We start from the raw sequence: 12,798 nt of genomic DNA, 5'->3' as shown, positions 1-12,798 counted from the left end.
GGGCCATGCTAAGAGGGCTATTGGTTCTTTGTAAGAGCCATTGATGGCGATTTTCATGGGTCCAATTTATCCTGAGTTTTTCTTCGCCGGCCTGGGCCATGACCACTCGACCTCCGCTCCTGCTCGAACCCGCCGGGATTCGCCTCGACCCGCGCCAGGGTTTGGCCCGTCAGCTTTATCAGGCGCTGCGCGAGCGCATTCTCGACGGCCGCATGGCCAGCCGCATGCGTTTGCCGGCCAGTCGTGAGCTGGCCGCGACGCTCGGCATCTCGCGCAATACCGTGGTGCGCGCCTACGATCAGCTGTATGCCGAGGGGTATCTCGAGGGCCGGGTCGGCGACGGCAGCTATGTCGCGGAGCTGGGCGCTGCCGGCATGCCGCGTGGTGCGGCGCCAGCGGCTGCGGCCGAGGCGACGCTGCCGATCCTCGCACGGTTGCGCAGCCATGGCCCGGACAGCCCCCGCACAGGCCCGCCGCGAGCGTTTCGCCTGGGCATTCCGGCGTTCGATCTGTTTCCCTTCGAGACCTGGGCGCGCCTGCAGGCGCAGTTCTGGCGCGCGCCTTCGCCCGAGCGCCTGGGCTATGGCGACCCGGCGGGCGACCCGCGCTTGCGCGAGTTGATCGCCGCCTACCTGGGCAATGCGCGCGGTCTGCGCTGCACGCCCGAGCAGGTGCTGATCACCAGCGGTGCGCAGCAGGCGATCGCGCTCTGTGCGCAACTGCTGGTGCAAGCCGGCGATGAGGTGGCGCTGGAGAACCACTGCTACCGCTCGGCGGCGCAGATATTCGCCGTGGCCGGGGCACGCCTGCAGGGCATCGCGGTGGATGACGATGGCCTGGACACTCGCCAACTGGCTGGGCTTACGGACTGCCGGCTGGCCTATATCACCCCGTCGCACCAATACCCCACCGGCGTCACCCTGTCCCTGGCGCGGCGCCTGGAACTGCTGGACTGGGCCGGGCGCAATCAGGCCTGGATCATCGAGGACGATTACGACGGCGAGTACCGTTACAGCGGCACGCCGTTGGCGCCTTTGGCGGCGCTGGATCGCGAGGGCCGGGTGCTGTATGTCGGCACCTTCTCGAAAATCGCCTTTCCGGCCTTGCGTCTGGGCTATCTGGTGGCGCCGCCGGCCCTGGTCGAACCGCTCAGCCAACTGCGCGCGCTGGGCATGCGCCATTCCGAGACCGGCACTCAGGCGGTGCTCGCCGAATTTATCGCCCAGGGTCATTTTCAGCGGCATATCCGCCGTATGCGGCGGGCCGCCCAGGCGCGCCGGGATGCCTTGCTCGACGGCTGGCCGGCGCAGGCGGTGGGCGCGCTGCCGCAGGTGCACGCCGGTTTGCATGTGTGCTTGCCGTTGGCCAGCGTGGCGCGCGAGCGGGAACTGATCGAGCAGGCCGCGGCTGTCGGCGTGGAGCTCAGTGCCCTGAGCGATTACTGGTTGCCGGGGCCGGCGCGCGAGCCGCCGCGCGCCGGGCTGGTGCTGGGCTTTGCCGGGGTCGACGAGGAGCAGATCGCCCTGGCGCTGGCCAAGCTGCGCAAGGTCTGGCAATGCGAGCTGTGATGGCCAGGCTACGGAAAGCGTCTAGTGGCCTACGGTGCAGCGTTTCCCCCGGTGGTGAGTTCCAGTATGCAAAACCTGTTGAACGAGATTCTCGATGAAGTCCGCCCGTTGATCGGTCAGGGCAAGGTGGCCGATTACATCCCGGCGCTGGGCGATGTGTCGGGTGATCAGTTGGGCATTGCGGTGTACAGCAACGAGGGCGAGTTGTTCTGTGCCGGCGATGCGGCCACGGCATTTTCCGTGCAGAGCATCTCCAAGGTGTTCAGCCTGGTGCAGGCCATCGGTCACTCCGGCGAGGACATCTGGCAGCGGCTGGGTCACGAGCCGTCCGGGCAGCCGTTCAACTCGCTGGTGCAGCTGGAATTCGAGCGCGGGCGGCCGCGCAACCCGTTCATCAACGCCGGTGCCCTGGTGATCTGCGACATCAACCAGTCGCGCTTCGCCGCGCCGGTGGTGTCGATGCGCGATTTCGTCCGCCGCCTGGCCGGCAACCCGCAGGTGGCGGTGGATAACCGGGTGGCCGATTCGGAATACCAGCACCGTGCGCGCAATGCGGCAGCGGCCTACCTGATGCAGTCCTTCGGCAACTTCCATAACGATGTCGAGACGGTGCTGCGCAGCTACTTCAGTTGCTGCGCCTTGCGCATGAGTTGCGTCGACCTGGCCCGCGCCTTCTGCTTCCTGGCCAACGCCGGCTTTTGCCTGCACAGCGGTGCGCAGATCCTCACCCCACGGCAGACCAAGCAGGTCAACGCGATCATGGCCACCAGCGGCCTGTACGACGAAGCCGGCAACTTCGCCTACCGGGTCGGTCTGCCGGGCAAGAGCGGGGTCGGTGGCGGCATAGTCGCGGTGGTACCGGGGCGCTTCAGCGTCTGCGTGTGGTCGCCGGAGCTGAACGCCGCCGGCAACTCCCTGGCCGGGATCAAGGCGCTGGAGTTGCTCAGCGAACGGATCGGCTGGTCGGTGTTCTAGGCACCTGCCCGCCAAAGCAGGGCGTAGGGTGGATCGCGCTTTATCGATCCACCAGCGGGCGGTGCAGGTGGATGCAAAGGCGCCATCCACCCTACAGCAGCTTGCGGAACTGCACGAAGCCCGAGCGCTCGGCGACCCGCTCGTACAGCAGCATGGCCTTGCTGTTGGTTTCGTGGGTCAGCCAGTACACCCGCGCGCAGTCGGCCAGGCGGGCCTGGGCGTAGACGTATTCGATCAACTGGCGGCCGACCCCGCTGCTGCGCAGATCCTTGGCGATGAACAGGTCTTGCAGGTAGCAGTAGTCGCCGACGGTCCAGGTCGAGCGGTGGTAGATCCAGTGCACCAGGCCGATAGCCTTGCCCTCGTGCCAGGCGAGGGCGGCATGCATGGGTTCGGCCGGGTCGAGAAAGCGCTGCCAGGTGACGTCGCTGGTGGCGGCGGGGATCTCGGTCATGTAGAAGCGCTGATAACCCTGCCACAGGGGCAGCCAGGCCGCCTGGTCGGCGGCGCTGACGGGACGTATCTCGGCGGGAATGCGAACGGCCATCGGGCGACCTCCTGCAGGTAGGATCAGTCATCCTGAAACTGTTATGGCTGCGCTGCAAGTCCTGCACATCCGACTAGTCGGCGCGCTCGCCGCACAGATCCAGGGCAAACCAGTGTTCCGTCTCGGCCTGGCTCAGGCCGGCGCCGAGCAGGGCGAACAGCTTGCCCAGGGCGGCTTCGCGGGTCATGCCGCCGGCCGAGACCAGGCCGGCGCTGGCCAGTTTGCTCCCCGCCGCATAGACGCCGAACTCGACATGGCCATGGACGCACTGGCTGATCGCCGCCAGTACCACGCCGTCCTCATGCGCGGCACGCAGTGCGGCGAGCAGTTCGGCGTCGTCCGAGGGCCCGGTGCCGCTGCCGTAGCACTCCAGCAGCAGCCCGCGTACGCCGCTGGCGAGCAGGGCGCTGACCTGCGCGGCCTGGATCCCCGGATAGAACGGCAGCACGGCGAGGTTCACCGGCTGGCGCGGCTGACGGTAATCGAGACTGGCGGGGATGCGCTCGGCGCGCGGGCTCTGGCGCTGGCGCGGCAGTTCGGCGAAGGCGCCGAAGGTGGCGCTGCCCAGTTTGCTGACCCGCGCGCCGTGCATCAGCTTGCCGTCGAAGTACAGCTGCACGCCGGGTGCAACGCCCTGCTGCAGCGCCTGCATGGCGCCGAACAGGTTGGCCCAGGCATCGCTGCCGGCAACGCCGGCCGGCTGCATCGAGCCGGTCAGCAGCACCGGCACCGCCAGCCCGAGCAGCAGGAAACTCAGGGCCGCGGCGCTGTAGGCCAGGGTGTCGGTGCCGTGCAGCACCAGCACGGCGTCGCAGCCGTCCTGCTCGATGCCGGCGCGGATCGCCTCGACCATCGCCAGCCAGTTGGCCTGGCTCATGTTGGCGCTGTCGATCGGCGGCAGCAGTTCGCGGAAGATCCAGACGGGCAGTTGCCGCTGCTGTTCCTGCGCTTGCTGGGCCCGCAGCCGCGCCTCGAAGCCGGAGGCGGGCGCCAGGCCGTCTGCGCTCATCTGCATGCCGATGGTGCCGCCGGTGTAGAGCACCAGGAGTTTTGTTATCGCCATGACGGCTCTCCTCAGATAAAAAAACAGGGGGCCATGGCCCCCTGTGTATCACGTCGTTAGCGGCTCAGCGCTGGTGCACGCTGTGGCCGATCTCGGCGCTCAGGGTGCGCGGCGCTGTCGACGGCTTGGCGGGCCAGGCTGCCGGATCGAGGTCCAGGTCGGCGAAGGCTTTCGGGTCGAACACCGGCGACTCTACACCCGCCTTGATCTGGTTGTCGTAGTCGCGCATCAGGCGCAGGCCGACCTTGAACAGCAGAGCCAGGGCGATCAGGTTGGCGATGGCCAGCAGGCCCATGGTCACGTCGGCGAAGGCGAACACCGTACCCAGGTCCTGCAGCGAACCCCAGAGTACCAGGCCGATCACCAGCACGCGGTAGGTCTGTACCAGCCAGCGCTTTTCGCTGAAGAAGCCCAGGGCGTTTTCGCCGAGGTAGTAGTTGTAGATCAGGGTGGTGAAGACGAACAGCAGCAGGGCGATGCTGATGAATACCCGGCCCCACTCGCCGACCACGCTGGCCATGGCGGTCTGGGTCAGGATCACCCCGGACACTTCCATGCCTGGCTGGTAGACGCCGGAGAGCAGGATGATCAGCGCGGTGCAGCTGCACAGGATCATGGTGTCGATGAACACGCTGAGCGATTGCACGATGCCCTGGGCGACCGGGTGCTTGACCTCGGCCACGGCGGCGACGTTGGGCGCGCTGCCCAGGCCGGCCTCGTTGGAGAACAGGCCGCGCTTGACGCCCATGATGATGGCCGCGCCGATGCCGCCGGCGAAGGCCGGCTCCAGGCCGAAGGCGCTCTTGATGATCAGCGTCAGGGTCGCCGGTACCGCCTCGATGTTCAGGCCGATGACGACCAGGGCCATGGCGATGTAGGAGAAGGCCATCACCGGTACCAGCACGTCGGCCATCTTGGCGATGCGCTGGATGCCGCCGAAGATGATCAGGCCCATTACTGCGACGAGGATCAGACCGCTGATATGGGTGGGCAGGCCGAAGGTGTCGTGCATCGAGCTGGCCACGGTGTAGGACTGCACGGCATTGAAGCCGAAGCCGAAGGTCACCAGCAGCAGGATCGACACGACGATGCCCAGCCAGCGCTGGCCGAGACCGTGCTGGATGTAGAAGGCCGGGCCGCCGCGGTAGCTGCCGTCGGCTTCGCGGCGCTTGTACAGCTGGGCCAGCGAGCACTCGAAATAGCTGGTGGCCATGCCGACCAGGGCTACCATCCACATCCAGAATACTGCGCCCGGGCCGCCGAGCATGATGGCTACCGAGACCCCGGCGATGTTGCCGGCGCCGACGCGACCGGCGACGCTGAGCATCAGCGCCTGGAACGAGCTGAGCTGGCCCGGATGGTGTTGAAAGGCTTCGCTGAAGATGCGGAACATGTTGCCGAAATAGCGAAATTGGACGAAGCGTGAAGCCACCGTGAAATACAGCCCGAGGCCGATCAGCATCACGATCAGCAGCTTGCTCCAGATCAGGTCGTTGAGAATATCGAGCATGGCGGGAGGGTCTCTCTCTTGTTGTTGGGGAAAAATTCAGCGTCAGCATGGAGCCTGGGAATGGTTGGCCAGACGCGCTCGTCATGCAATTTCGCGGGTGGCGGCGATCTGATGCGAGTTGATGCTACAATCGCGTCGTTCGCGCCAAGAGGAACTGCAGCATGTCGGATTACCTGGGGTCCAACCTCAAGCTGCTGTGCAGCCACTACCGCTCGATTGCCGAGGTGTGCCGCAAGCTGGCGATCAACCGCGCGCAGTTCAACAAATACCTCAGCGGCCAGAGCCGGCCGACGGCGCACAACCTCAAGCGCATCTGCGATTTCTTCGGCGTCGAGGCCTATGAGCTGAACCTGCCGGGCGAGCAATTCGCCCACCTGATCGGCGCGCGCGGCGGTGGCCTGGAGCAGCAAGCCAGCGGCGATCCGCTGCTGGAATTGCTGCAGCCGTTGCGCGAGTTCGCCAGCAGCCTGTCGCGCTACTGCGGGTATTACTTCGAGTACGCCAACTGCATGTCGGTGCCCGGGCAGATCCTGCTGTCGCTGGTGCAGCTGCGCGAAGAGCGCGGCAGCTACCTGTTCGAGCGCCAGGAGCGCCAGGAACCGTCGCGCGCCGCCAGCGGCAAGGCCGAGGACTGGGTGCGCTGTCGCTACCTGGGCGCGGCCTTCTACCTGCAGGATCGGCTGTTTCTGATCGACTACGAATCGCTGACCGGCAACGAAATGAGCCAGACCATCCTGATCCCCAGCTTCAAGAGCCGCATCACCCGTCTCAACGGTTTGAAGACCGGAGTCTCCAGCGGCGATCGGCGCACCCCGGCCTGCACCCGGGTGGTCTGGGAGTTCCTCGGCAGCGAGATCAACCGGGTCAATGCCTATCGCCAGGTGATGCTCTACGACCCGGACGATCCACGGATCGATGCCGACATCCGCCAGCGCCTGGCGGGTGCACATATTCGCGATGGCCTGTTCGAGATCGAATAGCCGTCGGCCCGGCAGGCGTGCTCGGTAGCTCATCGCGTTCAGCACAATTCCGGGTTTTTCGCACAGCTGCCATAGCCTTCGCTGCGCATCTGCTCGAGCGCTGTTTGCAGGCGCTCGATCACTTCATCCGGGGTGTCTTTGTTGAGTGCCAGGTAGAGCTGCGAGGTGTGAAAGCTCAGGGCGTTGCCGAGGCCGCTGACCCCCTGCTCCCTGGCATAGAAGCGCCAGACCGGGTCGGACGTGGCCCAGTAATCGATCTGCCCGCGTTGCAGCTTGCGCAGATTTTCCTGGTCACGCAGCGAGTTGACCGGCTGGATGCCGGCGCGCTCCAGGTACTGGCTGACCGCACTGCTCTGGTAGGAGCCGATGCGGTAGGCCTTGGCCTGTTCCAGGTTGTCCAGACGCCGGGCCTGATCAGTGGCGGCCACCAGCACGCTTTCATACTGGGCGATCGGCCCGACCCATTTGAACAGTGGCCGCCGCGCCTCGCTCTGCGAGGTGGAAAACAGCCCGTGATTGGGCGTTTCCAGGGTCTGTTGATAGATCCGCGCCCAGGGGAAGCGCAGGGTCAGGTTGTAGGCAATACCGGCGCGTTTGAACATCTCGCGCACGATATCGGCGCTGAGACCCTGGATATTCGGGTCGCGGGCGAAGTTCTTGTTGTTCGCCGCCATGTTGAAGGGCGGAAAATTCTCGGTGAGCAGCACCACCTTGTAATCCGGCGGCAACTCGGCGTGGACGCAGGAGCTGAACAGCAGGCCAAGCAACAGGGACAGCGGGACATAACGGCGCATGGTCGATCACTCCTAAAAGCGAGCGCCCCGCGCCTGACGGCTGTCCGGGCGGGGCGGTGTTCGCAACAGATGGCGGCGGGGCGCAAACCCCGGCGGCGCTGAGTCAACGATGTGGCGGTGGCTCGGCCGGCAGTCTGGCGACCATCGGCCAGGGCGTCGGCTTATTCCTTGTTCGAGCTGTTGTAGATCTCGCGGTCCAGCTCGTTTTCGCTGTGGCCGACCAGGGTGGTGGTCATCAGGTCGCCGGCGACGTTGACCGTGGTGCGCGCCATGTCGAGGATGCGGTCGATGCCGGCAATCAGTGCCACGCCTTCCAGCGGCAGGCCGACCGAGGTCAGCACCAGGCCGAGCATGATCAGCCCGGCGCCCGGGATGCCGGCGGTGCCGATCGAGGCCAGGGTGGCGGTGAGGATGATCATCAGGTACTGGCCGGCGTTCAGGTCGACGCCGAAGGCCTGGGCGATGAACAACGCCAGTACGCCCTGGTAGATGGCGGTGCCGTCCATGTTGATGGTGGCGCCGACCGGCAGCACGAAACCGGCCACGCCCTCGGACACGCCGAGGTTCTTGCGCGCGCATTCGATCGACACCGGCAGGGTGCCGGCGCTGCTCGAGGTGCTGAAGGCCACCGCCAGTGCCGGGGCGACGCCCTGGAAGAAGCGCAGCGGGCTGAGCCGCGCGAACAGGCCGAGCAGGCCGCCGTAGACCAGCAGCACATGGGCCAGGCTGGCCAGGTAGATCACCCCGATGACTCCGGCCAGCGGCAGCAGTACCTCGGCGCCGTGGCTGCCAACCACCCCGGCGATCAGGGCGAACACGCCGTAGGGGGCGCAGCGCATGATCAGGTCGGTGAGCTTGTAGAAGGTCTCGGCCAGGCTGTCGAACAGCTTGATCGCCGGCGCGGCCTTGTCGCCGATCAGGTTCATGCTCACGCCCAGGGCGATGGCGAACACGATGATCTGCAGGATGTTGCCTTCGGCGAAGGCGGTGACCGGGTTGCTCGGCACCAGGCCGACCAGAATGCTCACCAGCGAAGGCGCCTGCTTGGCCTCGCTGCCAGCGCTGGCGACCATGTGCATGCCCTCGCCGGGGGTAAATAGCGTGCCAAAGAGCAGGCCGATGCTCACCGCGAAGGCGGTGGTGACCAGGTAGATGGCGATGGTCTTGACGCTGATGCGGCCCAGCTTGGCGCTGTCCTGCATGGAGGTGATGCCGGCCACCAGGGAGACGAACACCAGCGGCACGATGAGCATCTTGATCGCGTTAAGGAACAGCGCGCCGAGCGGTGCCAGGATCAGGGCGTCTTGCTTGAACGCGATGCCGGTGGCAACGCCGAGGGTCAGGCCGATGAGGATTTGCTGCCAGAGAGGCAGGCGCCCCCAGAGGCGCCATGGGGAGGTGAGGGTCGTGCTCGGGTTCATGCGTTCTACCGTCTGTTGTTGTTATTGGGCTGACCGTCTGCGCGGTCTGGCCGGGTGGCGCTCGGCGAACCGAGCGCCGCTTCAGGCGCGGGGCGCGCCGGGGGTCAGGCCTTGAGCGGCACCAGACGTGGCGCGATCATGTTTTCCGGGCTGAGGATGTCGGCCAGGGTGGCGTCGTCCAGCAGGTTTTCCTCGCGCACCAGTTCCAGTACGCCGCGGCCGCTGTCCAGGGCCAGCTTGGCGATGCGGGTGGCATTTTCGTAGCCGATGTAGGGGTTGAGGGCGGTGATCAGGCCGATGGAGTTTTCCATCAGCGCCCGGCAATGCGCCTCGTTGGCCGTGATGCCGACGATGCAATGCTCGCGCAGCATGTCCATGGCGCGCTGCAGCAGGCGGATCGAGTCGAAGACCTTGTAGGCGATCAGCGGCTCCATGACGTTGAGCTGCAACTGCCCGCCCTCGGCGGCGATGGTCAGCGCCAGGTCGTTGCCGATGATCTCGAAGGCCACCTGATTGACCGCTTCCGGGATCACCGGGTTGACCTTGCCGGGCATGATCGAGCTGCCCGGCTGGCGCGCCGGCAGGTTGATCTCGTTGATCCCGGTGCGCGGGCCGCTGGACAGCAGGCGCAGGTCGTTACAGATCTTCGACAGCTTGACCGCGGTGCGCTTGAGCATGCCGGAGAACAGCACGAAGGCGCCCATGTCGCTGGTCGCCTCGATCAGGTCGGCGGCCGGCACCAGGGGCTGGCCGCTGATCGCGGCGAGGCGGTCGACCGCCAGCTGCTGGTAGCGCGGGTCGGCGTTGATCCCGGTGCCGATCGCGGTGCCGCCCAGGTTGACCTCGGTGAGCAGCTCCGGCGCCAGGCTGCGCAGGCGCGCCAGGTCTTCGCCGAGGGTGGTGGCGAAGGCGCGGAATTCCTGGCCGAGGGTCATCGGCACGGCGTCCTGCAGCTGGGTGCGGCCCATCTTCAGCACGTGGGCGAATTCCTCGCCCTTGCCGGCGAACGCGCCGATCAGGCTGTCGAGGCTGGCCAGCAGGGTGTCGTGACCGAGCAGCAGGCCGAGGCGGATGGCGGTCGGGTAGGCGTCGTTGGTCGACTGCGCCATGTTCACGTCGTTGTTCGGGTGCAGGTACTGGTACTCGCCCTTGGCGTGACCCATGGCCTCCAGGGCGATGTTGGCGATCACCTCGTTGGCGTTCATGTTGGTCGAGGTGCCGGCGCCGCCCTGGATCATGTCGACCACGAATTCTTCATGGAAATCGCCGCGGATGATCCGTGCGCAGGCTTCGCTGATGGCCGCGTGCTTGGCCACGCTGAGGTGACCCAGTTCGCGGTTGGCATCGGCGGCCGCCTGCTTGACCATGGCCAGCGCGGTGACGAACTTGGGGTAGTGCGCCAGCGGTACGCCGGACAGGCGGAAGTTATGCACGGCACGCAGGGTCTGGATGCCGTAATAGGCCTCGGCCGGGACTTCGAGGGTGCCAAGCAAATCTTTTTCGACGCGGAAGGATGCGGCAGCGGACATGATGGGAGATATCTCCAGGGAATACGGCTAGCGCCGCGATGTCCCGTAGACTAAGGGCTGCGGCCGTAAACTGGCCAATGCTGTTAAGCGCTGGGGTATGCATAATCGGCATAATGTCGGCGTGACGCCGGATTGTCGGCGAGCGTAGACGTAGGGTGGATGACGCTTTATCCATCCACCATGGCCGGGGTGGACGGTGGATGAAAAGAGCGTCATCCACCCTACGCAGTTGAGGTGCCCTGGATGCAAAGCAGCGAAATCGCAAGGAACGACCCATGAATCTGGAAACCAAATGGCTGGAAGACTTTGTCGCCCTGGCCGCCACCCGCAGCTTTTCCCAGGCTGCGCAGAAGCGCTTCGTCACCCAGCCGGCCTTCAGTCGGCGGATCCGCAGCCTGGAGAACATGCTCGGCCTGACCCTGGTCAACCGCGCCTGTACGCCGGTCGAGCTGACCGAGTCCGGCCAGCTGTTTCTGGTCACCGCGCGCAGCCTGGTCGAGCAGCTGGGCGAGGTGGTGCGCCACCTGCACAACCTCGAAGGCAAGCAGGGCGAGGTGTTGCAGATCGCCGCCGCGCATTCGCTGACCCTGGGCTTCTTCCCCGAATGGATCGCCCGCCTGCGCCGTGAAGGCCTGCCGTTGAACACCCGCCTGGTGGCGACCAACGTCGGCGAGGCGGTGCACTCGCTGCGCGAAGGCGGCTGCGACCTGATCCTCGCCTATTACGACCCGGATGCCGCGCTGCAGATGGACCCGGAAATCTTCCCCTCGCTGCACCTGGGCGTGACCTCGATGCTGCCGGTGTGCGGGGTGGGCGATGACGGCCAGCCGCTGTTCGACCTCGACAGCGGCCAGAGCGTGCCGTTGCTGGCCTACACCGCCGGCGCCTTTCTCGGCCGCTCGGTCAACCTGCTGCTGCGTCAGCGCGCGCTGCGTTCGACCACGGTGTACGAAACGGCGATGGCCGACAGCCTGAAAAGCATGGCCCTGCAGGGCATGGGCGTGGCCTGGGTGCCGCGCCTGTCGGTCACCGCCGAACTGGCCCGTGGCGAGCTGGTGGTGTGCGGCGACGAACAGTGGCAAGTGCCGCTGGAAATCCGCCTGCACCGCTGCGCCCTGGTGCGCAAGGCCTCGGTGCGGCTGCTCTGGCGCAAGCTGGAAAGCGGCGAGGTCGGGCGTTGAGCCTGAACGCTTTTGTAGGAGCAGGCTTTCGGCGTTGCCTCAGGTGCCCGACTTGATCCTGGTCCAGGCCCGGGTGCGGGTGCGCTCGGCCCGCTGCGGCAGCGGTTGCAGCACGTACAGCGACTTCTGCGCCGCGGCGGTCGGGGTCAGGTCGGGGTTGTCGCGGATCTCCGCGCCCACCAACGGCATCGCGTCCTTGTTCGGGTTGGGGTAGCCGAGGAAATCGCTGATCGGCGCGACCACTTCGGGGCGCAACAGGTTGTCGAGGAAGGCGTGGGCCTCGGCGACGTTCTTCGCGCTTTTCGGGATGACGAAGGAGTCGTACCACAGCGGCGCACCCTCCTTGGGCAGACGCCAGTCGACCACCACGCCGTTGCCGGCTTCCTTGGCGCGGTTGGCGAACTGGTAGAAGCTGCCGGAGTAGCCGATGGCCACGCAGATGTCGCCGTTGGCGATATCGGTCATGTACTTGGCCGAGTGGAAGTAGGCGACATAGGGGCGGATCTTCAGCATCAGTTCGGTGGCCTTGTCGTAGTCCGCCGGACTGCTGCTGTTGGGGTCCAGGCCCAGATGGTGCAGGGCGATGGGCAGGATGTCGCCGGGCGAGTCGAGCATGGCCACGCCGCACTGCTTGAGCTTGCTGATGTTCTCTTCCTTGAAGATCAGGTCCCAGCTGTCCACCGGCGCATCGGCCCCGAGTACCGCCTTGACCTTGTCCGGGTTGAAGCCGATCAGCACGGTGCCGTACATGTAGGGCACCGCGTACTGGTTGCCGGGATCGTTGGCGGTCATCAGTGCGAGCAGGCCGGGGTCCAGGTGCTGCCAGTTGGGCAGCTTGCTCTTGTCCAGCTTCTGGAACACCCCGGCCTTGATCTGGGTGTCGAGGAAGGTGTTGCTCGGCACCACCAGGTCATAGCCGGAGTTGCCGGTGAGCAGCTTGGCTTCCAGGGATTCGTTGGTATCGAACACGTCCCAGGTCAGCTGGATGCCGCTCTTGGCCTGAAACTCCTTGGGCACCGAGGGGAGCATATAGTCGGCCCAGTTGTACGCCCGCAGCTGGCGCTGCTCGGTCTGGGCCACCGCGGCTGGCAGGCTCGCGGCGCAGAAGGCGGCAGCGAGCAGGGGTGCGCCGAATAGCTGGGTGAGTCTGTTCCTCGAGGTCACTCCAATCTTGTTGTAATTCAGTCGCTGCGCCCGGGAGCGCGGGGTTCGCGTAGGGTGGATGACGCT

The 12,798-nt window shown here is 66.0% G+C and carries 11 protein-coding genes; 4 read left to right on the top strand and 7 right to left on the bottom strand.

Annotation, left to right across the window (positions count from 1 at the left end; translation table 11 throughout):
* Positions 1-98: 98 nt before the first annotated feature.
* Together pdxR and glsB are read left to right on the top strand one after the other, a co-directional pair.
* Complete coding sequence (gene pdxR, locus G9C89_RS11005; protein WP_172147934.1) at positions 99-1,568, top strand: MocR-like pyridoxine biosynthesis transcription factor PdxR; 1,470 nt, start codon at positions 99-101, stop codon at positions 1,566-1,568.
* Between the two features lie 66 nt (positions 1,569-1,634).
* Entirely contained in the window at positions 1,635-2,543 is a 909-nt protein-coding gene (glsB, locus tag G9C89_RS11000) for a glutaminase B (protein WP_172147933.1), read from the top strand.
* A gap of 91 nt (positions 2,544-2,634) precedes the next feature.
* On the opposite strand, the gene G9C89_RS10995 is transcribed toward glsB, so the two are convergent.
* The 3 genes from G9C89_RS10995 to G9C89_RS10985 form a co-directional block, all read right to left on the bottom strand.
* On the bottom strand, positions 2,635-3,090 hold the full coding sequence (locus tag G9C89_RS10995; protein ID WP_172147932.1) for a GNAT family N-acetyltransferase: 456 nt from the start codon (positions 3,088-3,090) through the stop codon (positions 2,635-2,637).
* Positions 3,091-3,163: 73 nt separating this feature from the next.
* A complete protein-coding gene (locus tag G9C89_RS10990) occupies positions 3,164-4,153 on the bottom strand; it encodes an asparaginase (RefSeq protein WP_172147931.1) in 990 nt (329 codons plus the stop codon).
* A 64-nt stretch (positions 4,154-4,217) separates the two neighbouring features.
* On the bottom strand, positions 4,218-5,663 hold the full coding sequence (locus G9C89_RS10985; RefSeq protein WP_172147930.1) for an alanine/glycine:cation symporter family protein: 1,446 nt from the start codon (positions 5,661-5,663) through the stop codon (positions 4,218-4,220).
* 161 nt (positions 5,664-5,824) lie between these two features.
* Between G9C89_RS10985 and G9C89_RS10980 the strand changes: the two genes are divergently transcribed.
* The gene (locus tag G9C89_RS10980) at positions 5,825-6,643 is read left to right on the top strand and encodes a helix-turn-helix domain-containing protein (protein ID WP_172147929.1); all 819 of its coding nucleotides are present in this window, start codon (positions 5,825-5,827) and stop codon (positions 6,641-6,643) included.
* A 38-nt stretch (positions 6,644-6,681) separates the two neighbouring features.
* On the opposite strand, the gene G9C89_RS10975 is transcribed toward G9C89_RS10980, so the two are convergent.
* The 3 genes from G9C89_RS10975 to G9C89_RS10965 all read right to left on the bottom strand — a co-directional run bounded on the left by G9C89_RS10975 (position 6,682) and on the right by G9C89_RS10965 (position 10,387).
* Positions 6,682-7,437 carry a substrate-binding periplasmic protein gene (locus G9C89_RS10975; protein ID WP_172147928.1) on the bottom strand — a complete coding sequence of 252 codons (756 nt, stop codon included), beginning with the start codon at positions 7,435-7,437 and terminating at the stop codon, positions 6,682-6,684.
* Between the two features lie 161 nt (positions 7,438-7,598).
* Positions 7,599-8,858 carry a dicarboxylate/amino acid:cation symporter gene (locus G9C89_RS10970; protein WP_172147927.1) on the bottom strand — a complete coding sequence of 420 codons (1,260 nt, stop codon included), beginning with the start codon at positions 8,856-8,858 and terminating at the stop codon, positions 7,599-7,601.
* 104 nt (positions 8,859-8,962) lie between these two features.
* Entirely contained in the window at positions 8,963-10,387 is a 1,425-nt protein-coding gene (locus G9C89_RS10965; protein WP_172147926.1) for an aspartate ammonia-lyase, read from the bottom strand.
* Positions 10,388-10,662: 275 nt separating this feature from the next.
* Here G9C89_RS10965 and G9C89_RS10960 point away from each other — a divergent pair, with 275 nt between their 5' ends.
* Positions 10,663-11,568 (top strand): LysR substrate-binding domain-containing protein, encoded by a 906-nt coding sequence (locus G9C89_RS10960; protein WP_172147925.1) that lies wholly within the window; start codon positions 10,663-10,665, stop codon positions 11,566-11,568.
* A 39-nt stretch (positions 11,569-11,607) separates the two neighbouring features.
* On the opposite strand, the gene G9C89_RS10955 is transcribed toward G9C89_RS10960, so the two are convergent.
* Complete coding sequence (locus G9C89_RS10955) at positions 11,608-12,690, bottom strand: polyamine ABC transporter substrate-binding protein (RefSeq protein WP_256674173.1); 1,083 nt, start codon at positions 12,688-12,690, stop codon at positions 11,608-11,610.
* Positions 12,691-12,798: the final 108 nt, after the last annotated feature.

Origin of the sequence: Pseudomonas tumuqii (genome assembly GCF_013184545.1) — a bacterium.
Classification (GTDB): domain Bacteria; phylum Pseudomonadota; class Gammaproteobacteria; order Pseudomonadales; family Pseudomonadaceae; genus Aquipseudomonas; species Aquipseudomonas tumuqii.
Note: the sequence above shows the minus strand (reverse complement) of the source record. Positions and strands in the feature narration are given on the sequence as shown.